At 63.7% G+C, this 25,421-nt stretch carries 21 protein-coding genes; 8 read left to right on the top strand and 13 right to left on the bottom strand.

What is annotated here, in order from left to right; genetic code table 11:
- Window positions 1-2: 2 nt before the first annotated feature.
- From Q7V20_RS11265 to tal, 3 genes are read right to left on the bottom strand one after another with little or no spacing between them, the layout of a single operon-like run.
- Window positions 3-662, bottom strand: coding sequence for an HAD family phosphatase (locus Q7V20_RS11265; RefSeq protein WP_304790719.1), 660 nt, complete (start codon window positions 660-662; stop codon window positions 3-5).
- Entirely contained in the window at window positions 659-2,302 is a 1,644-nt protein-coding gene (gene pgi / locus Q7V20_RS11260; protein WP_304790716.1) for a glucose-6-phosphate isomerase, read from the bottom strand. Before pgi ends, Q7V20_RS11265 begins: the two co-directional genes overlap by 4 nt.
- 17 nt (window positions 2,303-2,319) lie before the next feature.
- Window positions 2,320-3,279 carry a transaldolase gene (tal, locus tag Q7V20_RS11255; RefSeq protein WP_304790713.1) on the bottom strand — a complete coding sequence of 320 codons (960 nt, stop codon included), beginning with the start codon at window positions 3,277-3,279 and terminating at the stop codon, window positions 2,320-2,322.
- A gap of 72 nt (window positions 3,280-3,351) precedes the next feature.
- Between tal and zwf the strand changes: the two genes are divergently transcribed.
- On the top strand, window positions 3,352-4,809 hold the full coding sequence (zwf, locus tag Q7V20_RS11250) for a glucose-6-phosphate dehydrogenase (RefSeq protein WP_304790710.1): 1,458 nt from the start codon (window positions 3,352-3,354) through the stop codon (window positions 4,807-4,809).
- 14 nt (window positions 4,810-4,823) lie between these two features.
- Here the strand turns inward: zwf and Q7V20_RS11245 are convergent, their stop codons facing one another.
- The 6 genes from Q7V20_RS11245 to Q7V20_RS11220 form a co-directional block, all read right to left on the bottom strand.
- The gene (locus tag Q7V20_RS11245; RefSeq protein WP_304790708.1) at window positions 4,824-5,111 is read right to left on the bottom strand and encodes a lipid asymmetry maintenance protein MlaB; all 288 of its coding nucleotides are present in this window, start codon (window positions 5,109-5,111) and stop codon (window positions 4,824-4,826) included.
- Window positions 5,112-5,116: 5 nt separating this feature from the next.
- Window positions 5,117-5,752, bottom strand: coding sequence for a phospholipid-binding protein MlaC (locus tag Q7V20_RS11240; protein WP_304790776.1), 636 nt, complete (start codon window positions 5,750-5,752; stop codon window positions 5,117-5,119).
- A gap of 87 nt (window positions 5,753-5,839) precedes the next feature.
- Window positions 5,840-6,706: a VacJ family lipoprotein gene (locus Q7V20_RS11235; protein WP_304790705.1), complete on the bottom strand. Its 867-nt coding sequence runs from the start codon at window positions 6,704-6,706 to the stop codon at window positions 5,840-5,842.
- Complete coding sequence (gene mlaD, locus Q7V20_RS11230; RefSeq protein ID WP_304790702.1) at window positions 6,703-7,185, bottom strand: outer membrane lipid asymmetry maintenance protein MlaD; 483 nt, start codon at window positions 7,183-7,185, stop codon at window positions 6,703-6,705. Before mlaD ends, Q7V20_RS11235 begins: the two co-directional genes overlap by 4 nt.
- A gap of 34 nt (window positions 7,186-7,219) precedes the next feature.
- A complete protein-coding gene (mlaE, locus tag Q7V20_RS11225) occupies window positions 7,220-8,002 on the bottom strand; it encodes a lipid asymmetry maintenance ABC transporter permease subunit MlaE (protein ID WP_304790773.1) in 783 nt (260 codons plus the stop codon).
- Window positions 8,002-8,814 (bottom strand): ABC transporter ATP-binding protein, encoded by an 813-nt coding sequence (locus tag Q7V20_RS11220; RefSeq protein WP_304790769.1) that lies wholly within the window; start codon window positions 8,812-8,814, stop codon window positions 8,002-8,004. The genes mlaE and Q7V20_RS11220 overlap by 1 nt, the downstream gene beginning before the upstream one ends.
- A 308-nt stretch (window positions 8,815-9,122) precedes the next feature.
- Between Q7V20_RS11220 and Q7V20_RS11215 the strand changes: the two genes are divergently transcribed.
- Window positions 9,123-9,878: an SDR family oxidoreductase gene (locus tag Q7V20_RS11215; RefSeq protein ID WP_304790700.1), complete on the top strand. Its 756-nt coding sequence runs from the start codon at window positions 9,123-9,125 to the stop codon at window positions 9,876-9,878.
- Between the two features lie 12 nt (window positions 9,879-9,890).
- Here Q7V20_RS11215 and Q7V20_RS11210 read toward each other — a convergent pair whose 3' ends face one another.
- A complete protein-coding gene (locus Q7V20_RS11210; protein WP_304790697.1) occupies window positions 9,891-12,029 on the bottom strand; it encodes a TonB-dependent siderophore receptor in 2,139 nt (712 codons plus the stop codon).
- A gap of 81 nt (window positions 12,030-12,110) precedes the next feature.
- On the opposite strand from Q7V20_RS11210, the gene Q7V20_RS11205 reads away from it, so the two are divergent.
- Together Q7V20_RS11205 and Q7V20_RS11200 are read left to right on the top strand one after the other, a co-directional pair.
- The gene (locus Q7V20_RS11205; RefSeq protein WP_304790694.1) at window positions 12,111-13,103 is read left to right on the top strand and encodes a citryl-CoA lyase; all 993 of its coding nucleotides are present in this window, start codon (window positions 12,111-12,113) and stop codon (window positions 13,101-13,103) included.
- On the top strand, window positions 13,100-13,906 hold the full coding sequence (locus Q7V20_RS11200) for a hypothetical protein (RefSeq protein ID WP_304790691.1): 807 nt from the start codon (window positions 13,100-13,102) through the stop codon (window positions 13,904-13,906). The genes Q7V20_RS11205 and Q7V20_RS11200 overlap by 4 nt, the downstream gene beginning before the upstream one ends.
- Window positions 13,907-14,002: 96 nt before the next feature.
- Here the strand turns inward: Q7V20_RS11200 and Q7V20_RS11195 are convergent, their stop codons facing one another.
- From Q7V20_RS11195 to Q7V20_RS11185, 3 genes are all read right to left on the bottom strand, one after another.
- Window positions 14,003-15,469, bottom strand: a complete 1,467-nt coding sequence (locus Q7V20_RS11195) for a glutamate synthase subunit beta (RefSeq protein WP_304790688.1) — start codon at window positions 15,467-15,469, stop codon at window positions 14,003-14,005.
- Between the two features lie 28 nt (window positions 15,470-15,497).
- Window positions 15,498-20,174: a glutamate synthase-related protein gene (locus Q7V20_RS11190; RefSeq protein WP_304790765.1), complete on the bottom strand. Its 4,677-nt coding sequence runs from the start codon at window positions 20,172-20,174 to the stop codon at window positions 15,498-15,500.
- Between the two features lie 260 nt (window positions 20,175-20,434).
- Window positions 20,435-21,157 (bottom strand): transposase, encoded by a 723-nt coding sequence (locus Q7V20_RS11185; RefSeq protein WP_304790685.1) that lies wholly within the window; start codon window positions 21,155-21,157, stop codon window positions 20,435-20,437.
- A gap of 243 nt (window positions 21,158-21,400) precedes the next feature.
- Here Q7V20_RS11185 and Q7V20_RS11180 point away from each other — a divergent pair, with 243 nt between their 5' ends.
- The 4 genes from Q7V20_RS11180 to flhD form a co-directional block, all read left to right on the top strand.
- Window positions 21,401-22,540, top strand: coding sequence for a ferredoxin reductase (locus tag Q7V20_RS11180; RefSeq protein ID WP_304790682.1), 1,140 nt, complete (start codon window positions 21,401-21,403; stop codon window positions 22,538-22,540).
- 25 nt (window positions 22,541-22,565) lie between these two features.
- Complete coding sequence (locus Q7V20_RS11175; protein WP_304790680.1) at window positions 22,566-23,717, top strand: acyl-CoA desaturase; 1,152 nt, start codon at window positions 22,566-22,568, stop codon at window positions 23,715-23,717.
- A gap of 1 nt (window position 23,718) precedes the next feature.
- Window positions 23,719-24,906, top strand: coding sequence for an acyl-CoA desaturase (locus tag Q7V20_RS11170; RefSeq protein WP_304790677.1), 1,188 nt, complete (start codon window positions 23,719-23,721; stop codon window positions 24,904-24,906).
- 268 nt (window positions 24,907-25,174) lie between these two features.
- Window positions 25,175-25,421, top strand: a 247-nt coding sequence (gene flhD, locus Q7V20_RS11165; protein ID WP_304790674.1) for a flagellar transcriptional regulator FlhD, incomplete at its 3' end; no start/stop codon positions are given.

Below are 25,421 nucleotides of genomic sequence, written 5' to 3'. Positions count from 1 at the left end.
GATCAAGGCGCTTGATCAGGGCTGGGCAAGGCGCCCAGCTCGATCAACTCGCGCTCGCATTGGCCCGCCTCCACGAACTGAACTGCCTTCCATCCCAGTTGCTGGGCGGCAGCCACATTGCCCGCGTGGTCATCGATGAACACGCAGCGCCCAGGCGCCAGCCCGAACTGCTTTGCCGCCGTGGCAAAGATGGCCGCCTCGGGCTTGATCTGCCCCACCTCGCATGAAAACACGCCCCCACGAAAGTGCTTCATGAAAGCATGTTCGCGCAACAGGTAGTCGGCATAGGGGCTCGGCATGTTCGACAGGTAATGCAGTCGCGTGCCAACCCCGGCCAGGCGTTCGATCCAACGCACCGTGGCGGCGATGGGCGCCAGGTGAATAGGGATGGCATCCAGCAAGCGGTGCAGATCTTGGTGAGCCAACCCAGTGCGCTGGGCCAGCCTTTGTTCAATCTCGGGCCGCTGCAAAGTGCCCCGGTCAAATTCCGTCCAGTCGCTGCCGGGCGTGAACGACTGGAAGATGCTCAAGGCCAGGGCCTGCGCCTGGTCGCGTGTGGTGGCCAGGTGCGGCCACAACGACAAGATCAGATCAGGCGGGCTCCAGTTGAAGACCACGCCTCCCAAGTCGAACACCACCGCCTCGCACGGCAAGTCCTTCATCGAAGGCGCCCGATGAGGGCCGCCGTGGCGGCATCCAGGCCAGAGACATCGCCTGTGGCCAATCGGGGAAGCAAGTCCTTGCTCAGCGCCTTGCCCAACTCCACGCCCCATTGGTCAAAGGAGTTGATGCCCCACAAGGCCCCGCTCACAAAGGTGCGGTGCTCGTAAAGCGCCACCAGGGCCCCCAGGGATTCGGGCGTGAGTTGGTCCAGCACCAGCATCAGGCTGGGGCGGTTGCCCGCGAAGGTGCGGTGCCGCGCCAGCACATCAACCGCCAGGCCGCTGGACGCCGCCGTGGGCACGGTTTCCTGCGCGGCCTCCTGCCGGGTCTTGCCCCACATCAAGGCCTGCGCTTGGGCCAGGCCATTGCTCAGCAAAACCTGGTGCTGCTGCGCCATCAGGGCCTGCAGCGCGGGCGACCACTGGGCCGCATCGCGGTGCGTGGCTTGCCTGACCAAAATGAACTCCAGCGGGATGACATCGGAGCCCTGGTGCAGCATCTGGAAGAAGGCATGCTGGCCATTGGTGCCTGGCTCGCCCCACACCACGTCGCTGGTGGCGTAAGGCAAAGGCTGGCCATCGTGGTCCACGCTCTTGCCATTGCTCTCCATCAGCAACTGCTGCAGGTAAGCGGGCAAGCGCCTCAGGCCATGGTGATAGGGCGCGATGCCATGGCTGGTGTAGCCCTTGAAGTTGCGGTACCAGACGTCCAGCAGGCCCAGCCACACCGGCAGGTTGGATTCAAGCGGTGCCTGCGCGAAGTGCTGGTCCATGGCATGGGCGCCCGCCAGCAAGGCCTTGAAATGATCACGCCCCAGCGCCAAGGCGATGGGCAAGCCGATCGACGACCACATCGAGAATCGCCCACCCACCCAATCCCAGAAGCCGAAGGTGGTGGTGATGCCAAAAGCGGCCGCCCCTTCCACATTGGTGGTGGTTGCCACGAAGTGGCGGGCAATGTCCTGCCCGCCCTGGTCCAGGAACCACTGGCGAGCGGCTTGCGCGTTGGCCATGGTCTCCTGGGTGGTGAAGGTTTTGGAGGCGATGATGAACAGCGTGTGCTCGGGCCGCACACGGCGCAGCACCGCCGCCAGATCGTGGCCATCGACGTTGGACACGAAATGGAAATTCAAGCTCGGATGCACGAAGGGATCCAGCGCGGGCACCACCATCTGCGGCCCCAGGTCGGAGCCCCCGATGCCGATGTTGACGACATCGTGGATGTCACCGCTGGCCAAGCCGCCTGCCGTGGCCCGGATGCCCTCCACATAAGCCAGCATCTGGTCCAGGGTCTCGTGCACCAGGTCGCTGTGAGGCGCCTGGCCACGCGGCGCCCGCAAGGCCGTGTGCAGGACTTCGCGCCCTTCGGTCTGGTTGATGGGCTCGCCCGCCAGCAAGGCATCGCGCCGGGCCTCGATGCCGCATTCGCGGGCCAGGTCCAGCAGATGGCGGGTGGTGGCGACATCCCAATGCGCGCGCGCGGCATCCACGAAAACACCGGCGGCTTCGAAAGCAAACCGTTCGGCGCGCTGAGGATCCTGGGCGAACAGAACGCGCAAATCCAGATCGCGACCGTGGGCCTCGAAATGCCCTTTCAAGGCTTGCCAAGCCACCGTTTGATCACAGCGCGGAAATGTCATGCCCACCACCTCGGCCATCAACGCTGCGCTTCGATGAGCGCGTCCAGCTTGGCCGAGTCAACGGCAAACGAACGGATGCCTTCGGCCAGCTTTTCGGTGCCCATGGCGTCGTCGTTCAAGGCGTAGCGGAAGGCCGCTTCGGTCAATGGCGGCACCGGCGCAATGCCGCCAACATCGGCCCCACCCAACTGCCTGTGCACCGGCTGGCTGGACGCATCAGCGGCCTGCAACTGGGCCAGCAACTCGGGGCTGATGGTGAGCAGATCACAGCCTGCCAGGGCCAGGATCTGGCCCACGTTGCGGAAGCTGGCGCCCATCACCTCGGTGCGGATGCCCTGCTGCTTGTAGTACGCGTGGATGCGCGTCACCGACTTCACACCAGGGTCATTCAGGCCCGCGTTGGCGGCCTCGTCCCAGGCGCTGCCCGCGTTTTTCTTGTACCAATCGTAGATGCGGCCCACGAAGGGTGAGATCAGCTGCACGCCCGCGTCGCCACAGGCCTGGGCCTGGCAGAACGAGAACAACAAGGTCAGGTTGCAATGGATGCCCTCACGCTCCAGTTCGCGGGCGGCCTGAATGCCTTCCCAAGTCGAGGCGATCTTGATCAGCACGCGGCCACGGTTGATCCCCGCAGCCTCGTACAAACCAATGATGCGGCGGGCCCGTGCCAAGGTGCCCGGGGTGTCAAAGCTCAGGCGGGCATCGACCTCGGTGGAGACGCGACCCGGCACGACCTTGAGGATCTCCAGACCGAAACGCACCAGCACCTGGTCCACGATGGCATCGAGGGCCTCGCCCCGGTGCGCGGCCACGGTGTCGGCCAACAAAGGCGCATAGTCGGGCTTTTGCACCGCCTTCAAGATGAGCGAGGGGTTGGTCGTGGCATCCTGCGGCGTGAACTGTGACAACTGTTTGAAGTCACCGGTATCGGCCACGACTGTGGTGAATTGCTTGAGCTGATCGAGTTGGGAAGCCATGAAGTGAGCTCTTGCTCTCAAATTGTTTTATCGTGGGTTTGATTTTCCACCTTTTTAACATCCCTCCGAGTCATGTCCTTTGACCTTGTTTTTTTTGGTGGTACCGGCGATCTGACCTGGCGCAAGCTGATGCCCGCGCTGTTCCAGGCCTGGCGGCATGGCAAGCTGCCCGCCCACGGCCGCATCCTGGCCGTGGCACGCGATGACCGGGACGACGCTGGCTACCGCACCTGGCTGAAGGATCGGCTGCAAGAGGCCGAGAGCGCCAAGCGGCCCAGCGAAGAGGAGTTCGCCCGCTTCTCCGCGCTGATCCACTATCTGCGCATGGACTTGTCGCAGCCCACCGACTACCAGCGGCTGAAGGAATGGCTGGACACCCGCGGCGCCGACACCGTGGTCTTCTACCTCGCCACCAGCCCGCACCTCTTCCCCTCCATCTGCGAGCAACTCGGGGCTTGCGGCCTGAACCATGAGCGTGTGCGCGTGGTGCTTGAAAAGCCCTTGGGCCACGACCTGGCCAGCGCCCAGGAAATCAACCGCGTGGTGCGCTCGGTGTTCTCAGAACAGCAGGCTCTTCGCATCGACCATTACCTCGGCAAGCCCGCGGTGCAGAACCTGATGGCACTGCGCTTCGGCAATGTGTTGTTCGAGCCACTTTGGCGGCGCGAGTGCATCGCCAACATCCAGATCACCCTGGCCGAAGGCATCGGCGTGGGCACGCGGGGCGACTTCTACGACCGCACCGGCGCCCTGCGCGACATGATCCAGAACCACGCGCTGCAGTTGCTGACCATGATCGCGATGGAGCCGCCCTCCACCGCGCACGCCGACGCCATCCGCGACGAGAAACTCAAGGTGCTGCGTTCGCTGAAACCGTTCGACGCGATCTCGGTGGCGCGGGATGTGGTGCGCGGCCAGTACCGGGCTGGCAATGTGGAGGGCCACGCCGCCATCGGCTACCTTGAAGAAAGCAAGGTGCCGCCGGGCAGCCACACCGAGACCTTCGTGGCCTTGCGCTGCGAAATCCAGAACTGGCGTTGGGCGGGGGTGCCTTTCTACCTGCGCACCGGCAAGCGGCTGGCGCAGAGGCAAGCCGAGATCGTGGTCAACTTCAAGCCCACGCCGCACTCCATTTTCCCGGGCCCCACCTCGGCCAACAAGCTGGTGATCAAGCTGCAGCCCGAAGACGGCCTGGAGCTGCAATTGCTGGCGGCCAAAGGCAGCGTGTCTGGTGCCGAGCACGAGGCCCTGTCACCAGTGTCGCTGGACCTGGACTTTGACAAGGCCTTCCCGACCGACCGCGTTGGCGCTTACGAGCGCATGCTGCTGGACGCCCTGGCAGGCCGATTGAACCTGTTCGTGCGCTCGGATGAGCAGGAACAGGCCTGGCGGTGGGTCGAGCCCATCCTGGATGCCTGGGCCGCCAATCCGAATGGGCTGCGCCCCTACGCCGCAGGCACCTGGGGTCCACCAGCCGCCAGCGCCCTGGTGGCGCGCGACGGGTTTGCCTGGGCCGAGGAGGAGTGCTGATCCCTGGTCTGCAATCAAACTGATTGCAGCAACCCATCAACCCCATAAAGCCGCGCCAGCTCTTGCAGCTTCTTGGGCAGCGATTGCACCGCAAACGCCCTGCCCTTGGCCCGGGCCATGCGCTGGCATTCCAGCAGCACCGCCAAGGCGCTGGAGTCGAATTGCTCCAGGGTGGAGCCGTCCACGGTCAGCATGGCGGCCTCGCCAGAGCCTGCGGCCGCCGCGCGGTCCAGCGTCTCACGGAACAAACGCAAGGTGGCGCCCACCTGGGCGTGGGTCAGGACAGCGGGCAACATCAGCATCGGAATCAGCCCGCCGGTTTCTTGGCAGCCAGTTGCTTGTTGCGCTCGGCCAATTTGGCGATCAGGCCATCCACGCCGGAGGCGGTCACTTCCTGGGCAAAACTGCTGCGGTAGGTTTCCACCAACCAGGCCCCGAGGACGTTCACGTCGTAGATCTTCCAGCCATCACCGGCCTTTTCAACACGGTAGTCGATCTGCACCGGATCACCCTTGCCGCGCACCAACGAGCGCACGATCACTTCGGTGTCTTCCGGGCGCGAACGCACCGGCTTGAACTCCACCACCTGGTCCTTGATCTGGGCCACGGCGCCCGCGTAGGTGTAGGTCAGCAAAGTGCGGAACTCCTCTTGCAGCCGCTTCTGCTGGTCAGGCGTGGCCTGGCGCCAGTTGCGGCCCACGGCCGACGCCGTCATGCGCTGGAAGTTGACGTAGGGCAGCACCTTGCTGTCGATCAAGGCAATGGCCTTGCGCAGATCACCAGACTGGATGGCCTTGTCGCCACGCACGGTGGTGATCAGGTCGGCGGTGATGCCTTTGACGAACACGTCGGCCGTCTGGGCACCCGTGGTGGCGCTGGCGGCGGCGGGCGCTGCCGTGGCGGCCTGTGCGAAAACGGCGGGGCTGACTGACGCCACGGCCATGGCCAACGCCACGGAACGCAGCACGGTGCGTGTGGAAAGCTTTGGAATGTTCAAGATCTTCGTCCTAAGGATGATGGTCATGCAGTCTTAACGCACGAACTCGTCCGCGCGCAGACCTTGCAACTCCGCCAGGGTGATGTCAGGCCAGCGCTGGTCTGAAACATCGAGCTTGGATTGCGGGGCCAATGGGGCGGCGGCAGGCCCGCTGTCATAGTCTTCGTACTCTTCTTCAGGGGGCTCGCCGTTGTAAACCTGGCTCTGGCGGCGCTGCAAATAGGCGTCACGCACGAAAGAATACGGGTCCAGGGCGACATCGGCCATCAAATTGGTGACGTCCAGCACGCCAGCGCGGGCATTGATCACTTGCAGGATGGACACGCCCATGGCGGCCTCGTCATCGTTGATCACCAGGCGGGGGCTGAAGTACAGGTCACCGGGGATGCTCACCGAATCCCGCAAGGTCGAGGGGCCCAGGAAAGGCCAGACGATGTAGGCGCCAGGCTTGACGCCCCACACGCCCAAGGTTTGCCCAAAGTCTTCGTTCTGGCGCTCCAGGCGCATGGGCGTGGCAATGTCGATCAAACCGGCCAGGCCCAAGGTGGTGTTGACGCTGACCCGCATGATCTGCGTGGCACCGTCACCCGGATGCCCTTGCAGGAACAGGTTGATCGCCGACCACAGGTCTTTGAAATTACCCCCGAAATTGCTGATGGCCGTGCGAAACGGCTGAGGCGTCACCGCCTTGTAGCCGGTGGCCACAGGCTTGAGCAGGTTGTCGTCCAACGCCTGGTTGAACGAGAAGACCTTGCGGTTCATGGGCTCCAGCGGGTCGGGGTTCTGCCGTGTGGCGCAGCCTTGCAGCAAGGCCGTTGACACGATGAGCAAGCCGCCCAGGCCTTGGGCCCAGGTCGCGCGCGACAGGGGAACGGTCAATTCAACCGGTCGTGGATTCACTTCTTATCTCCCGAGGCACCACCGCCGTCCGCCGCCTTGCTGTACAGAAACTGACTGATCAGGTTTTCCAGCACGATGGCCGATTGGGTGGTTTTGATGGCATCACCTTGAGCCAGGTTGGTTTGCTCGTAGCCTGGCTCAAGGCCAATGTACTGCTCGCCCAACAAACCCGCTGTGAGGATTTTGGCGGAACTGTCTTTTGGAAAGCTCACGCCCTGGTTCAAAGCGATTTCAACACTGGCCTGAAAGGTCTTGTCGTCGAATTTGATGGACTGCACACGGCCAATCACCACGCCAGCACTTTTGACGGCGGCCTTGGGCTTGAGCCCGCCGATGTTGTCGAAGCGGGCCGTGACCATGTAGGTCGGGTCGAACGACAAGGTCAGCAGGTTGCCGGCCTTGAGCGCCAGGAACAGGATGGCCGCCGCGCCCAACAGCACGAACAAACCCACCCACACGTCAAATTTAGATCGTTGCATTGCTTTTTCTCCGGGCCAAGGTGTGCGTCGGGGGTCAGACCGAGAACATCATGGCCGTCAGTACAAAATCCAGCGCCAGCACGGCCAGCGAGGCCACCACCACGGTGCGCGTCGTGGCCCGGGACACCCCTTCGGGCGTGGGCTGGCATTCAAAACCCTGCAACAGCGCGACGAAGGTCACCGTGAGGCCAAACACCACACTCTTGATCAGGCCATTGCCCACGTCATACCAGACGTCGACCCCACCCTGCATCTGGGACCAGAACGCCCCTGAGTCGACACCGATCATGACCACGCCGACCACCCAGCCGCCAAAAATGCCCACGGCCGAGAACACCGCCGCCAGCAATGGCATGGCGATGACGCCGCCCCAGAACCGTGGCGCCAGCACCCGCTGGATGGGATCGACCGCCATCATTTCCATGGCCGCCAGTTGTTCGCCTGCTTTCATCAAGCCGATGCCCGCCGTGAGCGAGGTGCCAGCGCGACCGGCGAAGAGCAAGGCGGCCACCACCGGGCCCAGCTCGCGCACCAAAGACAAGGCCACCATGAGGCCCAAGGCCTCGCTGGAGCCATAGCGCTGAAGAATGTAATAGCCCTGCAGGCTGAGCACAAAACCCACGAACAGGCCCGAGACCATGATGATGGCCAGCGAATGGTTGCCCAGAAAATGGATCTGCTCGCCCAACAGGCGCCCGCGCTTGAAGGTGGGGAGCAGCGAGCCCAGCAAGCGCAAGAACAGGCGCGTGCCGTGGCCCACGTCGGCGATCTTGCCGCGCAAGGCGTAGCCCACGTTGGCAGGAGACCAGGTTTTCATCATCCACGAACTCCGTAGTCCTGGCCCGCATCAACGGCAGGATGGTGAAAACGCACCGGGCCATCCGGTGCGGCGGTCACGAACTGCTTGACCAGGGGGTCTTCGCTGGCCCGCAACTCAGCCGGGGTGCCTTGCGCGGCGATGCGGCCATTGGCCAGCAGCACCACGTGGTCGGCGATCAGGAAAGATTCGTCCACATCGTGGGACACCAGCACGCTGGTCAGGCCCATGGTGTCGTTCAACTCGCGGATCAGGCGCGCGGCCACGCCCATGGAGATCGGGTCCAGGCCGGCGAAAGGCTCGTCGTACAGCATCAGTTCGGGGTCGAGCGCCATGGCGCGCGCCAGGGCCACGCGGCGGGACATGCCGCCCGAGATTTCGCTGGGCATCAGGTCGCGCGCGCCACGCAGGCCCACGGCGTTGAGCTTCATCAGCACCAGGTCGCGGACGATGGATTCGGGCAGGCGGGTGTGCTCGCGCAGGGGGAAGGCCACGTTCTCGAACACCGACAGGTCGGTGAACAAGGCGCCAAACTGGAAGAGCATGCCCATGCGCCGACGCGCGGCCATCAGGCCGGCGGCATCCAGCGTGCCGATGTCCACGCCGTTGATCAGCACCTGGCCCTTGATCGGAGACAACTGCCGCCCGATCAGGCGCAGCACCGTGGTTTTGCCCCCGCCCGAGGTGCCCATCAAGGCCACCAGCTTGCCGCGCGGCACCACCAGGTTGATGTCCGACAGAATGACCCGATCACCATAGCCGCATGTGACGCCGCGCAACTCCACGAGCACGTCGGGAGACTGGGGGGACAAAGCGGAATCAGGGGCTGAGGTCGTGTCGGCGGTCATGTCAAAAAATGGGCCGGTGGCGTGACCATCAGCCGTTGGATCATAGGGGATTCCCCGTCGGCCTGCTGTCGGGGCGACGGGAAGGCACAACAGGCGAGGCCATATTCCCCCATTTTCCGAGTGTACCCACGCCGAATCGAGACGCCCCCTGTCTCGGGGAGATGCAGGCACCAGCCCCTGAGTTGGGGTGGATCGCCGGAAGACACATTTGGATACAGTCCGTGTTTTCGCGTTTTAGCATCACGCAGCAGTAACGTAGTCAAGGAACTCTCATGCAGAAGCTTTTGGGCAAGACCGCGCTGATCACAGGCGGCAACAGCGGCATTGGCTTGGCAACCGCCAAGCTTTTCCTGGAACAGGGCGCTCGCGTGGCCGTCACGGGACGAGACCCTGAGTCACTGGCGCAAGCACAACGCGATCTGGGCCAGGACACCCTGGTCTTGCGCAGCGACGCCGGCAAACTCGCTGACATCGAACAACTGATGGCCACGGTCGGTGAACGGTTTGGCGGGCACCTGGACGTGCTCTTCATCAACGCCGCAGCTGGTCAACCCGCTCCCTTGGCACTGACCACCGAGGCGCAGTTCGACAACATGTCGGACATCTCCTTCAGGGGCGTGTTTTTTGCCATCCAGAAGGCGGTCCCCCTGATGCGCCCCGGTTCATCGATCATCGTTACCACGTCCATCGCCAACCAGGTTGGCGCGCCCGGCTTCAGCGTGTACGCCGCTTGCAAGGCGGCCGCTCGCTCGCTGGTTCAAACCGCCAGCCTGGAGTTGGCCGCCCATGGCATCCGTGTCAACGCCATCGCCCCAGGGCCGATCGACACGCCCGGCTTTGGCCGTTGGGATGTGCCCCAGGAGGTGGTGGACGCCGCGCGCGAAGACTTCACACGCCGCTCACCGAGCAAGCGCTTCGGAACAGCCAGCGAGGTGGCCAATGTCGCCTTGTTCCTGGCATCGGACGCCTCCAGCTACGTGGTGGGCGCCGAGTTGGTCGTTGACGGCGGCATGAGCTTGCTCATGTGATCAAGCCCGCACCTACATGCTGTAGGTCAGCTGCACATACAAGGACCGCCCCGCCAGGGGCAGGTCGTTGGGGATGAGGACCTTCACAGGATTGTCCGGTGAATACAAGCTGGGCTCGCGGGCGTCGGCATCAAAGAGATTGCGAACGGAAACCGCCACGTCCCAACCGCTTTTGTGGCGAAGGGTGCGCAAGGTCAGGTCCGCTGTGGTGTAGTCGGCGATGGCGGGCCGGGTGTCGCCAGGGGCGCGTTGGCGGCCCGCCACCCGATTGACTTGACCGCTCAGCAGCAGGCCACCGGCCAATCCCCAGTCCACACGCCCCACCAGGTGGTGGCGTGGCGCATAACCGGCATCCTGGCCACTGGTGTCGTCCACCGAGCGTTGGAACGCATAGTTGCCCGCCAGGCGCAGGTTGCTGCGCAGATCATGGGTGGCTTCCAGTTCAAACCCCTGCCCACGCTGCGATCCGGCGTTGATCCAGGTCGCCGGATACCCCGCCGAGCGGATGATGTCCTTCATCTTGTACCGGAACAGGCTGAGTTGCAGCTGCGTGTCGGGCCGGGCCTGCCACGAGAAGGCCGTCTCCAGCGTGTCGATGATTTCCGGGGTCAGGCTGGGGTTGCCGCGCAACACTGGGTTGTTGATGCTGTACTGCTCCGAGAATGACGGGGGGCGGAAGGCCCGACCATAGAGGATCTTGGCGGTCACATCCAGGCTGGCATCCCACACCAGGGCCACCCGGGGATTGGTGGTCGCGCCAAAGTCGGAATAATCGTCGTGCCGAATGCCCGTGGTCAGCACCCAGTCCCGGGCCAGGTTCCATTCATCCTGCACATAGGCGTAGCGCACCTTGCGACGGTGCGGTATCAGAAACGATTCATCGACCGGAGACTCGACCAGTTCACCACCGGGCGTGGGCACCGGCGCGGCAAGGCCTGGCAGGGTGAAATTTTTGAGCTCCTGCGTCCGGTACAAGTCAAGATCATCCATGCCCACCCCGAAGCGCATGTGGTGCTTGGCCCAGCCGGAGTAGGACACCACCGCAGAGCCTCGCCATTGGCGCTCCCAGGTGCTGGGCGCACCCAGCATGCCTTCGGGGAAGGCGCCGCCCCACGATCCCGGTGGGTAAATCTGGAGCGGCGTGGGATACGTGGTGGCGTACTTGAAGAAACTGGCGGTCAGCCCCAGCTTCCAGTCCTTGTTCAACTCGACATCGTTCCAGGACAGGTCTGCATTGATTCGCTCGGTGCGGCCTTTGCCGACGGGGTCCAGGGCGCTGGCGGCGCCGCCCCCGGGCTCGATGTTGTCACGCCAGCGATAGCCTGCTCGGAACCGCACCTTGTCGTACCCCAGGTCGATGCTGGCATCCAGGGCATCGCGGCCCAGGTTCACGGGGCCTGGCGCCCGGCTTGCCTGGGTGCCGAACGCGGTGTCCAGGATGGATTGCGCATCCGAGTCAATGGTTTTCTTGAAACCATCCGTCGAGCCTACCCGCAGGTAAGTCGCCACGTCCAGGGGGCCCCACTTGCCGCCATGCAAGGCCCAGGCGTCCCTGGTCTGGAACGAGCCGGCGCGCACGCCGAACTGCGTTCCCTCGATGTCTTTCCCCGACTTTGTGATGATGTTGATGACCCCGGAATACGCATCCGCACCATACAGGGCAGACCCAGGCCCGCGAATGACTTCGATCCGCGCGACGTTCTCCAAGGTCAAGCCCGCCCAGGCGTTGCCTCGGTTGCCGATGAAAATCATCGTCATCGGCACACCGTTTTGCAACACCAGCGTCTGCGGGTTGAATTCGCTGTAGATGCCCCGAATGACGTACAAGGGGTTGTAACCCTGCACGTTGCGACTCACGTGGATGCCAGGCACCGTTTCCAGCACCTCGTCCAGGTCGGTGGCGCCCATCGCGGCGATGTCTTCTGCCGTGATGACCGTGGCCACCGCCGGGGCACGCCGCAAGGACTGCTGGCTGCCGGTGGCGATGCTGACGGTCGATTTGTCGCCAAAAGCCAGCGAGGACAATTCCTCATCCTCGTCCGCCACCGCAGCAGCCACGCTGGCACTTGGCAGCATCGCCACCATGCACAGCACGGCCGTCGAAACAGCATGACGCGCAGAGAATCGGTTCACTGGAACGAAACGACGCATTCTTCAGTTCCTGCTTTTTGCACCGGGCCGATTGTGTGGCCTGCCATGCCATTTGGGAAGGGTATTCGGACCCATGCGTGCTTGGCCGCGACAACGACCATCGACCAACCTCTGGTTTACCAGCAGAACGATGGCAAGCCGCTCGATCGTGCGCAATGCACGGACCGCGCCCCCTTGATCAAGGGCCGCCCACACGACAAGGGGGATGACCGGGAGGCAGGCGACAGGCATCCTTGCGAGATGAGCAGTTCTCCTTTGTGCACGCGCATCTGGCTGGAAGAGCCCGAGGCCGACAACCCTTTTGCAACCCGCAGCGCCCGCTGCCACGGCTATGACGTGTACGGGCAGATGGTGGGCCAGGCCCGCTGGGTCGACATGTTGTATTTGCTGTTCCGTGGCGAAGTGCCAACGCTCGCGCAATCGCAAATGCTCGAAGCGCTGGCGGTGGCGCTGGCCAATCCCGGGCCGCGCGACCCGATGGTGCACGCGGCCATGTGTGGTGGCGTCGGTGGATCCCCTGCCGCGGCCAGCCTCATGGCGGCGCTGTCCGTGGGCGCCGGCCAAAGCGGCGGTGCACGCGATGTGTTCCTGGCCATGAAATGCTGGGCGGCTTGCCAGGACGTGGAAGCATCCGGTTGGGCAGAGGTGCTCACACGCCACACACCACCCACCTGGCTGGCCCCGGAAGACGCAGGTTGGCCGGTCATCGAGCACCCCGCGGGTTTCGACCCCCATGGTGTCAGCACTGCCACCGTGGTGTTGCAGACCCTGGAAACCCTGGCAAGCATGAGCACCGGCCCGCGCTTGCCTTGGATGGTGGCACACCGGGCGGAACTGGAGCGCGTGGCGGGGCTGCCCCTGGCCATGACGGGCGTGGCCGCCGCCGCTTTGGCCGACCTGGGGTTCGAGGGGGCGCAAGGCGAAATGCTGCACCTGTTGTTGCGCCTGCCGGGCTCGGCGGCGCATGCGCTGGAGCAGGCCCGCAATGGCTTCAAACGCTTTCCCTACCCGGCCGTGGACCTGCAGGATGATCCCCGCCGGGTACCCACCGATGCCCAGGAGGCGCAGGCATGAAGGGCCCCTTGTTCCTCGCTGAACACGCCGATGTCTTCCGCACCCGGGTTGGTGCGGCATTCCCCGGCAGCCACACCGTCTTTCGGGGTCATGACCTGCACCAGGACCTCAAAGACCTGGACTGGCTGTCGCTGTGCGCTTTCGGCATCACCGGCCGCAAAGTGCCGATCGAGTACCTGCAACTGTTCAGCTCGATCTGGGTCTATACCAGCTACCCCGATGCGCGGCTGTGGAACAACCGCGTGGCCGCCTTGGCCGGCACCACCCGCAGCACACCCAACCTGGCCATCAGCGCGGCGCAAGCCATCTCGGAAGCGACGATCTTCGGCCGGGGCAACGAGTTCCGGGCGCTGGACTTTTTCCTGAAGACGCGCCAGGTGCTGGACTCGGGCGTGTCACTGGCCGACCACCTGGAGGATTTTCTGCGTGGCGGCGGGCGGATGGCCGGCTATGGCCGACCGATCTCGTCCGTTGATGAGCGGATCCCGCTGAGCATGGCCAAGGCGCGCGAGTTGGGCTTGGCCGATGGCCCTTACCTGGCTTTGGCCTATGAGATCGACCGCTACTTCGAGTCCAGCGGACGCCCTCTGCGCCTGAACCTGAGCGCACTCGTCTCCGCCTTCGCAGCAGACTTCGGCTGGACACCACGCGAGTTCAACATGATGGTCCACGCCTGCTTCCTGGGCGGCATGTACCCCTGCTATGTGGAGGCCGCCGACAAGCCCCCAGGTGCGCTGTTCCCGGTGCGTTGCGCGGATGTGCAATACGAAGGTGTGGCGGCCAGGGATTGGCCGTCGGCCTGAAGCCAGATCCCGAATGTAAAAAGGCCTGCCAGCCCAGCGCCAGAAGCGCCACGCTGACAGGCCTTTTGCTTGCCTGTCTGACCTGCGACTGAATGATCAGCGCGGCAGGTCGGACGTGCCCATCAGGAACTCGTCGATCGAGCGGGCCGCCTGGCGGCCTTCGCGGATGGCCCACACCACCAGGGACTGGCCCCGGCGCATGTCACCGGCGGCAAACACCTTGTCCACATTGGTGGCGTAACCACCCATGAAGTCGGTGCTTGCGCGCGCGTTGCCGCGGTTGTCCTTGTCCACGCCAAAACCGCTGATGATGGTCTCGACCGGGCTGACGAAGCCCATGGCCAACAGCACCAGGTCGGCCTTGAGCACTTGCTCGGAGCCGGCCACTTCGGTGAACTTGCCGTCCTTGAACTCGACGCGCACGGTCTTGACACCAGTGACCTTGCCGCCTTCGCCGATGAACTCCTTGGTGGCGATGGCGAACTCGCGCTCGCAACCTTCTTCGTGGCTGGACGAGGTGCGCAGCTTGATCGGCCAGTAAGGCCAGGTCAGGGGGCGGTCCTCTTCTTCAGGCGGACGGGGCATGACTTCGAACTGGGTCACGCTGGTGGCGCCATGGCGGTTGGAGGTGCCCACGCAATCGGAGCCGGTGTCGCCGCCGCCAATCACGATCACGTTCTTGCCCGTGGCCATGATCTGATCCTTGACCTTGCCGCCGCCATTGACGCGGTTTTGCATGGGCAGGAACTCCATCGCGAAATGGATGCCAGCCAGTTCTCGGCCGGGCACGGGCAGGTCGCGCGATTGCTCGGCGCCACCAGCCAACAGAACCGCGTCAAAGTCCGCTTGCAACTGCTTGGGCGTGACCGTCTCTTTGGCCCAGTTGGTGACCTTGCTGCCCTTGGGCAACTCACCCACCATCACATTGGTCTTGAAGACAATGCCCTCGGCTTCCATCTGCTTGACGCGCAAATCGATGTGGCCCTTGTCCATCTTGAAGTCAGGGATGCCGTAGCGCAGCAGGCCGCCAACACGGTCGTTCTTCTCGAACACCGTGACGTCGTGGCCCACGCGGGCCAGTTGTTGTGCAGCGGCCATGCCGGCGGGGCCGGAGCCCACCACGGCGATCTTCTTGCCAGTCTTGACCTTGGCGGGGCGGGCTTGCACCCAACCTTCGGCCCAGGCCTTGTCGATGATGGCGTGCTCGATGGACTTGATGCCCACCGCGTCGTCATTGACGTTCAGGGTGCAGGCTGCCTCGCAGGGTGCGGGGCAGATGCGGCCGGTGAACTCGGGGAAGTTGTTGGTGCTGTGCAGCACCGTGATCGCGTTCTTCCAGTCGCCCCGGTAAACCAGGTCGTTGAAATCCGGAATGATGTTGTTGACCGGGCAGCCGCTGTTGCAAAACGGCGTGCCGCAGTCCATGCAGCGCGCGCCCTGGATCTTGGCGTCTTCGGGCTTCAAGCCGATGACGAATTCCTTGTAGTTCTTCAGCCGCGTCTCAACGGGGGCATAGCCCTCTTCAAGACGGTCGAATTCCAAAAAGCCGGTGGGTTTTCCCATGTCGATGAACTCCTGAGTGTCTGGCCGATCAGGCCTTGGCCTTGCCAGACTTGGCCTTCACATCGTCCTTGGCTTTGGCGATGGTGGCGACGGTTTCTTGTTTGGCGCCCATCTCGGTGAGGGCGCGGCGGTATTCGTGCGGGAAGACCTTGACGAACTTGCTGAGCGAAGCGCTCCATTGGTCCAGGATCTCGCGCGCACGCAGCGATCCGGTCCAGCGGTGGTGGTCTTCGATCAGCTTCTTGAGCAAAGCTTCGTCGGCCACGCCGTTGTGCAGCGGGATGCCATCGGCTTGCTGGTCGGCTGCGGTCAGCACCTTTTCCAGGCTGACCTGGGCCAGGTTGGCGCGCTTGTTGAACTGGCCGTCTTCGTCGTAGACATAAGCTACGCCGCCAGACATGCCGGCTGCGAAGTTGCGGCCGGTCTGGCCCAACACGACGACGGTACCGCCGGTCATGTATTCGCAACCATGGTCGCCCGTGCCTTCGACCACCGCCGTGGCGCCCGACAGGCGCACGCCGAAGCGCTCGCCGCCAACACCACGGAAGAAGGCCTCACCACTGGTCGCGCCGTACAGCACCGTGTTGCCCACGATGATGTTGTCGACCGCGTTGCCACGGAAGTCGATGCTGGGGCGAACGACCACGCGGCCGCCGCTCAGGCCCTTGCCGGTGTAGTCGTTGGCTTCACCGATCAGGTACAGGGTGATGCCCTTGGCCAGGAAGGCGCCGAAGGATTGGCCGCCCGTGCCTTCCATCTGGATGAACACGGTTTGATCCGGCAAACCATCGGGATGGTGCTTGATCAGCTCGCCCGACAGCATGGCGCCGACGGTGCGGTTGACGTTGCGGGCCTCTTCCATGAACTGGACTTTTTCGCCACGCTCGATGGCGGGGCGGGACTTCTCGATCAGGCGCACGTCCAGGGCCTTGTCCAGGCCGTGGTCTTGCGTCGACACGTGCAGGCGAGGCACGTCGGCGGGCACCGGCGGCAGCGCGAACACGCGGGTGAAATCCAGGCCCTTGGCTTTCCAGTGCTCGACGCCCTTGCGGGTGTCCAGCAGGTCGGCGCGGCCGATCAGTTCGTCGAACTTGCGGATGCCCAGTTGCGCCATGATCTGGCGCGCTTCTTCGGCAATGAAGAAGAAGAAGTTGACGACATGCTCGGGCTTGCCAGAGAACTTCTTGCGCAGCACCGGGTCTTGCGTGGCCACGCCCACCGGGCAGGTGTTCAGGTGGCACTTGCGCATCATGATGCAGCCTTCGACCACCAGCGGTGCGGTGGCGAAGCCGAACTCGTCAGCGCCCAACAGCGCACCGATGACCACGTCGCGGCCGGTCTTCATCTGGCCATCGGCCTGCAGGCGGATGCGGCCGCGCAGGCGGTTCAGCACCAGGGTCTGCTGCGTCTCAGCCAGGCCCAGCTCCCACGGCGTGCCGCAATGCTTGATCGACGACCAGGGCGAAGCGCCCGTGCCGCCGTCATGGCCGGCGATCACGATGTGGTCGGCCTTGGCCTTGGCCACGCCGGTCGCCACCGTGCCCACGCCCACTTCCGACACCAGCTTGACCGAGATGTCGGCCACGGGGTTGACGTTCTTCAGGTCGTGGATCAGCTGGGCCAGGTCTTCGATCGAGTAGATGTCGTGGTGCGGCGGAGGCGAGATCAGCCCCACGCCCGGCACCGAGTGGCGCAGCTTGCCGATGTAGTCGGACACCTTGCCGCCGGGCAGCTGGCCACCTTCGCCAGGCTTGGCGCCCTGGGCCATCTTGATCTGGATCTGGTCGGCGGATGTGAGGTACTCGGTGGTGACACCGAAGCGGCCCGACGCCACTTGCTTGATCCTGGAGCGCAGGCTGTCGCCGGCGTTCATCTCGTAGTCCACTTCAACGACATTGGCGCCGATGATCTCGGACACCTTGGTGCCCTGCTTGATCGGGATGCCCTTGAGCTCTTGACGATAACGGGCCGCATCTTCGCCGCCTTCACCAGTGTTGCTCTTGCCGCCGATGCGGTTCATGGCCAAGGCCAGCGTGGAGTGCGCCTCGGTGCTGATCGAACCCAGCGACATGGCGCCCGTGGCAAAGCGCTTGACGATCTCGGCCGCCGATTCGACCTCTTCAACCGGGATGGCCTTGGCCGGATCGAGCTTGAACTCGAACAGGCCGCGCAGGGTCAGGTGACGACGCGACTGATCGTTGATGATCTGCGCGTATTCCTTGTAGGTGTCGAACTTGTTGGCGCGCGTGCTGTGCTGCAGCTTGGCGATCGCATCGGGCGTCCACATGTGGTCTTCACCACGGGTGCGCCAGGCGTACTCGCCACCAGCATCCAGCATGCTTTCCAGCACCGGGTCGTTGCCGAAGGCAGCGCGGTGGTTGCGGATGCCTTCCTCGGCCACTTCAAAGATGCCGATGCCGCCCACTTGCGTGGCCGTGCCGCGGAAGTACTTGTCGATCAACTCCTTGTTCAGGCCAATGGCCTCGAACAACTGCGCGCCGCAGTAAGACATGTAGGTCGACACGCCCATCTTGGACATGATCTTGGACAGGCCCTTGCCAATCGCCTTGACGTAGTTGTAGATCGCCTTGTCGGCCGACAGATCACCGCCCAGGTCCTTGTGCATGGACACCAAGGTCTCCATCGCCAGGTAGGGGTGGACGGCTTCGGCGCCATAACCGGCCAGCACGGCGAAGTTGTGCACTTCGCGCGCCGTGGCGGTCTCGACCACCAGGCCAGCGGACGTGCGCAGGCCCTTGCGGACCAGGTGATGGTGAATGGCCGACAGCGCCAGCAAAGCCGGGATGGCGATGTTGCTGCGGTCCATCTTGCGGTCGCTGATGATCAGGATGTTGTGACCCGACTGGATGGCCTCAACCGCTTCGGCGCACAGCGAGGCCAGCTTGGCTTCGACACCTTCGTGGCCCCAGGCCAGCGGGTAGACGATGTCGATCTCGTAAGGCTTGAACTTGCCACCGGTGTGCTTGTCGATGTTGCGCAGGCGCGCCATGTCGTTGAAGTCCAGCACGGGCTGGGACACTTCAAGGCGCATCGGCGGGTTCACCGCGTTGATGTCCAGCAGGTTGGGCTTGGGTCCGATGAAGGACACCAGCGACATCACCACCGCTTCGCGGATCGGGTCGATCGGCGGGTTGGTCACTTGCGCGAACAACTGCTTGAAGTAGTTGTACAGCGGCTTGTTCTTGTCCGACAGCACGGCCAGGGGCGAGTCATTGCCCATGGAGCCGGTGGCCTCTTCGCCATTGGTGGCCATGGGGGCCATCAGGAACTTGACGTCTTCTTGCGTGTAGCCAAAAGCCTGCTGGCGGTCGAGCAGCGATTCGCTGAACTCGCCCACGGCGCCGCTGGCCTCGATGGTGTCCAGCTTGATGCGGACGTTCTCGATCCACTGACGGTAGGGCTTGGCCTGCGTGAACTGGGCCTTGAGCTCTTCGTCGTTGATGATGCGGCCTTGCTCGAAGTCGATCAGCAGCATCTTGCCGGGCTGCAGGCGCCACTTCTTGATGATCTTGTTCTCAGGGATGGGCAGCACGCCCGATTCCGAGGCCAGGACCACCAGGTCGTCGTCGGTGATGATGAAGCGGGCGGGGCGCAGACCATTGCGGTCCAGCGTGGCGCCGATCTGGCGGCCGTCGGTGAAGACCATGGCGGCCGGGCCGTCCCAGGGTTCCATCATGGCGGCGTGGTATTCATAGAAGGCGCGGCGGCGCTCGTCCATGGTCGAGTGCTGCTCCCAGGCTTCCGGGATCATCATCATCGCGGCTTGCGCCAGCGGGTAACCCGACATGGTCAGCAACTCGAGCGCGTTGTCGAAGGTGGCCGTGTCCGACTGCCCGTCCATGCTGATGGGGTAGAGCTTCTTGAGGTCATCGCCCAGCACGGGCGACTTCATCACGCCTTCACGGGCGCGCATCCAGTTGAAGTTGCCCTTGACAGTGTTGATCTCACCGTTGTGCGCCACCATGCGGTAGGGGTGGGCCAGCGGCCATTCGGGGAAGGTGTTGGTCGAAAAACGCTGATGCACCAGGGCCAGGGCCGAGGTCACGCGCTCGTCGGCCAGGTCGAGGTAGTACTTGCCGACCTGGTCGGCCAGCAGCAGCCCCTTGTAGATGATGGTGCGGCACGACATGCTGGGCACGTAGTACTCGCCGCCATGCGTCAGGTTCAGGCTGGAGATCTTGCTGGACGCCGTCTTGCGGATGACGTAGAGCTTGCGCTCGAGCGCATCGGGCACCAGGATGTCGGGGCCGCGGCCCACGAACACCTGGCGCATGACCGGCTCTTTTTCGCGCACGGTGGGCGACATGGGCATGTCGCGGTCCACCGGCACATCACGCCAGCCCAGCAGCACCTGGCCTTCGGCCTTGATGGCGCGTTCCATCTCTTGCTCGCACGCCAGGCGCGAAGCGCTTTCCTTGGGCAGGAAGATCATGCCCACGCCGTATTCGCCGGGCGGGGGCAAATCAACACCCTGCTTGGCCATCTCGGCGCGGTAGAACTCGTCGGGGATCTGGATCAGCAGACCGGCGCCGTCGCCCATCAACGGATCGGCACCCACCGCACCCCGGTGGTCGATGTTTTCCAGGATCTGCAAGCCCTGGCGCACGATGCTGTGGGCTTTTTGGCCCTTGATGTGCGCCACGAAGCCCACGCCGCAGGCGTCATGCTCGGCGTTGGCGTACATCCCGTGCTCGGCGGCATGCAGGATTTCTTGTTTGGTGGCCGAGGTGGAAGCTTCGGTTGAGGTGGGGAACTGAGTTCCCGAAGTCGCCTGGTTCATGGCGCGCTCCAGAGGTGAGTGGAGATAAAACAACGGCAAAGAAGCCCGAGGATACTGCGCGGGGCAGCCAATTTCAAGTTCATTTAATAGGGTCAGACCACAATTAACTTATCAACGACAGGTTCATGGGATTTAATCGGGGACACATCACGAATGTTTGCAAGTCAAACGCCCTCTTTCGGTGCCTCGTCCGTCACCGTGATCAAGCGCCGGGGTCGCCCGCGCGGTTTGGGCTGGACATGCCGCCCCAGCGCCACCTGAACCTTCTGAAGAAAATCATCACCACCCAAAGCCCACCCCTTGTGCGTTGCATTCGACAAATCCAATACTTGCCTGTGCGACAAGCCCTGCTCCAGGCGCTTGCGCCAGGCCGCCTCGCGGTCGAAGGGCGTGTTGCCCAGGGCCCAGAACAGCGGATGGTCCTGGATCAGAGGATCCACCCGCAAACCAAGGTGGTGGCCCACGCTGGACCACCGGTCCTCCGTCAACTGCTGCACCGCACCCGTCCGCAAAGCATGTTGCTCGATGAAAACCATGCAATCAAGCAAGTACCGCGCCGCCTCGATCACCGTGCAGCGGTAGCGGCCCGACCATAAACCGCCCCGGCGGTCATGGCGCCGGTTGTAGGCCGCCACATAGCGCCGCCCCACAGACTGCATCAGCCTGCTCAAACCGTCATCGGTAGAGGGTGTGGCCAGCAAGTGAAGGTGGTCAATGGCGATGACATAGGCGTGGATGGCCACCGATTCCTCTCTGGCCACCTCCTTCAAGGTGCGCAGCAGCAAGGCGACATCGGTTTCGTCCCGCACCAGAGCCTGCCCTTCGTGGACATGCTGAACCACCATGTGGGGCCACTCGGCCCCGCTCAAACGTGGCATGCGCGCCATGGCTTGCTCCTTGGATTCGGGTCTGACCCTGAATTGTCCGGCAAAAGTAGCCCTGCGTGACAGAGGGACGGAACCCCCTTGTTTGCGGGGGAACCCTGAGATTTCAAGGACTTCCCCCGATGCCCCGAAAAGCCTTGGGCAGTACGCTATACACATGTGCATTAAACTAACGATTAATGTTGCATGCTTGCAGTTATTCTCGGCGAGCTTCACTGTTGTCTTGTTGCCCGGAGTTTTCCCCTGATGGCTGATTCATCCTCACCCTCCTTGACGCCCTCGGCCATGGGCCGCGTGTCGGGGTGGCTGACGCACTGGGGCATCAGCCCCCTGGCCTTCGACGACACCCTCAGCCTCATCAGCCCGCTGTTGACCGTGACGCGCCTGCATGCGCGGGTCATCGCCAAACAATCTGAAACGCCGGGCGCCACCACCCTGGTGCTGCAAGCCGGTTCGGCCTTCCGTGGTCTTCGGCCCGGCCAGTTCATCCTGTTCAGCGTGGTGATTGATGGCGTGCGCCACCGCCGTGCCTACTCGCCCCGCAGCATCGACGGCCGCCAGGACCGTTTTGCCATCACCGTGCAGCGCCAGCCCGGCGGCTTGATGTCCAACCACCTGAACGAACGCACCCAGGTCGGCGACATCATCGAGATCGACCAAGCGGGGGGCGCCTTCACGCTGCCCACCGCCGCACCTGCTGAAGTCCTGCTGATGGCCGGTGGCAGCGGCATCACGCCGTGCATGGCCATGCTGGAGCACCTGTTGCGCAGCCAGGCCCCCACCCGCGCCACGCTGATCTACTTCGCGCGCGGCCGTGAAGACCGCATCTTTGCCCAGGCCCTGGACGACATGGCCCAACGCTGGCCACAGTTCAACTACGTCGCCATCGACAGCGTGGCCAACACGGCCAATGTGCCCGGCACCCAGACAGCACAGCAGGTGCTGGACATCGCCCTGCTGGACCAGGCCGCGCCGCAATGGCGCCAGGTGCCCGCCTACTGCTGCGGCCCTGCCCCCTTGATGGACGCCGCCCGCCAGTTGTGGCTGGACGCCGGCATCGGTGCCCAATTGCACCTGGAAGCTTTCGCGCCGGCCAAGCCCAGCGGCGACACCCACGCGGTGCACACGGTGCAGATGGAACGTGCGCACCAGACGCGCAGCTTCTCGGCCCCCGGCGACCAGACCATCCTGATCGCGGGCGAAACCGCCGGATTGACCTTGAAACACGGCTGCCGCCAGGGCATCTGCCACGAATGCACCTGCCGCTTGCGCAGTGGCAGCGTGCGCGACCTGACCTCTGGCGCCCGCATCGATGGCGAAGGCCAGCCCATCCGCCTGTGCGTCAGCGCGGCGATGAGCGACCTCGACCTTGAATCCCTGAATTGATTGATTGAGCCTGGCAGGTACGACCATGAATCACCCCACGAAACAGATCGGCCCCAAGACCATCGAGCAGATGGACGCCTTTCAACGAGACCTGGACGCCATTGGCGACGAGGCGCGCAAGCTCGTCGGTGAGCAAGATGCCCAGCACATCCGCAAGGTGCTGCGCACGGTGCGCGTGACCGAAGCCCTGGGCCGCGCGCTGCTGCTGTTTGGCTGGTTCCCGCCCACGTGGTTTTTGGGCACGCTGCTGCTGGGCATCTCCAAGATCGTGGACAACATGGAGTTGGGCCACAACGTGATGCACGGCCAGTACAACTTCATGAACGACCCGCGCTTCCATGGCGACACCTTCGACTGGGACAACACCTGCCCGGCCTCTGAATGGCGCCATGCCCACAACTTCGTGCACCACACCTACACCAATGTCATTGGCATGGACCGTGACTTTGGCTACGGCCTGCTGCGCCTGTCCAACGACCTGCGCTGGAGCTGGCTGCACCCCTTCCAGTTGCTGTTGACGGCCCTGCTGGCCTTGTATTTCGAGTGGTTCGTCGCCGTGCACGACATGCAGGTCGACAAGGTGGTGATCGGCCGCCGCAAGTGGGCAGACGTGCGGCCGCAGTGGCTGGTGGTGCGCAAGAAATTCGCCCGCCAGTTCCTGCGCGACTACGCCGCCTGGCCTTTGCTGGCCGCCGCCCTGGCCATGCCATTCGGCCACGCGGTGGATGCCGGCGTTGCCGTGCTGGTCGGCAACTTCGCCGCCAACATCATCCGCAACGTCTGGGCCTGGGCCATCATCTTCTGCGGCCACTTCACGGATGACATCTACACCTTCAGCAAGCAGTCGATCCAGAACGAATCAAAGGGCCAATGGTACCTGCGCCAGATCCTGGGTTCGGCCAACATCCAGGGTGGCCGCTGGATGCACTTCATGAGCGGCAACCTGAGCCACCAGGTCGAGCACCACCTCTTTCCCGACATCCCCGCCAACCGTTATGCCGAGATGGCTCCCAAGGTGCAGGCTGTGTGCGCCAAGTACGGCGTGCCCTACAACACCGGCAAGTTCGCCTGGCAGTTGATGACCGTGCTCAAGCGCGTGGCGCGCTACAGCCTGCCGGGCGGCCCGCACAAGGCCGTCCACATCGCCGTCGAATCGATCATGCCCGAGAACGCATGAAATGAGCGCCAACGCTGCCAGCCGCCCAGCCATGCGGATCACGCCTGGGCCCCGGACGGCGGCAGAGTTCGACGCCTTTGCGCGCGAGCTTGACCAAGTCCGCGTTGACTTCAAGGCCAGCCTGGGCGAGGCTGATTCGCACTACATCCGGCACGTGCTGTACTTGATCCGAGGGCTGGAATCGGCGGGGCGGGGCTTGTTGACTTTGGCCGCCATCGGTTGGCCCATCGGGTTGCTGGGCGCGGTGCTGCTGGGCCTGAGCAAGTGCATCGAGAACATGGAGTTCGGGCACAACGTGATGCACGGCCAGTACAGCTGGCTGAACGACCCACGCTTCGAGGGCATCACCTGTGATTGGGACACGGTCTGCAGCCAGCAGAACTGGAAGGAGTCCCACAACCACATGCATCATTACTACACCAACGTCGAGGGCATTGACCGCGACTTTGGGTATGGTTTTCTGCGACTGTCCAGTGACACGCCGTGGGAGCCTCGCCACGCGGTGCAAGCCCTTTACATGGTGGTCGTGGCCTTCATCTTTGAATGGGCCATCGGCATTCACAACATGGCCTTCGAGCAACTGCGCAACGACCGCGAGGCCACCAAGCTGAACATCGCGCGGCTGTGGCCTGCGGCCCGCGCCAAGATGTGGCGCCAGATCAAAAAGGATTACCTGCTGTGGCCGGTGCTGGGCGGTGTGGCCAGCCTGGTGCTGGGCCATGGCTTCTGGTTCGGCGTGGGTGCCTCGCTGCTGGGCCATGTCGTCGCCAATGTGATCCGCAACCTGTGGACCTTCGTGACGATCTTCTGCGGGCATTTCACCGACCAGGTCCACACCTTTGATCCGGCGGACCTGAAGACGGAAACCAAAGGGCAGTATTACCTGCGCCAGTGCCTGGGATCGGCCAACATCAGCGGCGGAAAGGTCTTCAATTTCATGACCGGGCACCTGAGCCACCAGATCGAGCACCACCTGTTCCCGGACCTGCCCTCGCATCGTTACGCGCAGTTCGCGCCCCGTGTGCGCGAGATCTGCACGCGGTATGGCGTGCCCTACAACACAGGTAGTCTGGCCAGGCAGTTTCCGACAGTGCTTTGGCGCGTGCTTCGCCACAGTTTTCCGGGCGGCGAGAGCCCCATGTCGCGCCCCGCCACCGCGGCGCAAGCGTCCGCCCACGCCCCTTCGTGACACAGGGCACGGCCTGGGGCTTCCAGGCGTTCACATCGTGAGACTGGCCCGGCATTGCCGGGCTTTTTTCTGCATGGGTTTTGGCCTGTTTCTGCGGCCGACAAAACCGCTTTGTCAGGTTTCTTCCTACAAGACAGGCAGCGCAGACCCGACGCGCCTTACAGCGGCCACCCTATTCAGTTATCCCGGGTGACTGCGCAGAATCCATTCCATGGTGAGACGCAAATCCCACCCCCACTCGATAGCCAAGACACCCTGGAGCCCACACATGAACGCCGACCAAATCCTGATGGAAATCCGCGAAACCAACCTGTCGTACCTGATGCTGGCCCAGAGCCTGATCCGCGCCGACCGCGAACAAGCTTTGTTCCGCCTGGGCATGTCGGAAGAAGCCGCCACCATGATCGCCATGTTGTCGCCCGCCCAGGTGTTGAAGATCGCCTCCTCCAACACCCTGCTGTGCCGCATGCGTGTCGACGATGACCTGGTCTGGACCCTGCTGACCAACCACGGCA

Source organism: Aquabacterium sp. (genome assembly GCF_030652515.1).
Classification (GTDB): domain Bacteria; phylum Pseudomonadota; class Gammaproteobacteria; order Burkholderiales; family Burkholderiaceae_C; genus Aquabacterium.
The sequence above is the reverse complement of the archived record's forward strand: the minus strand, read 5'-3'. Positions and strand labels throughout refer to the sequence as shown.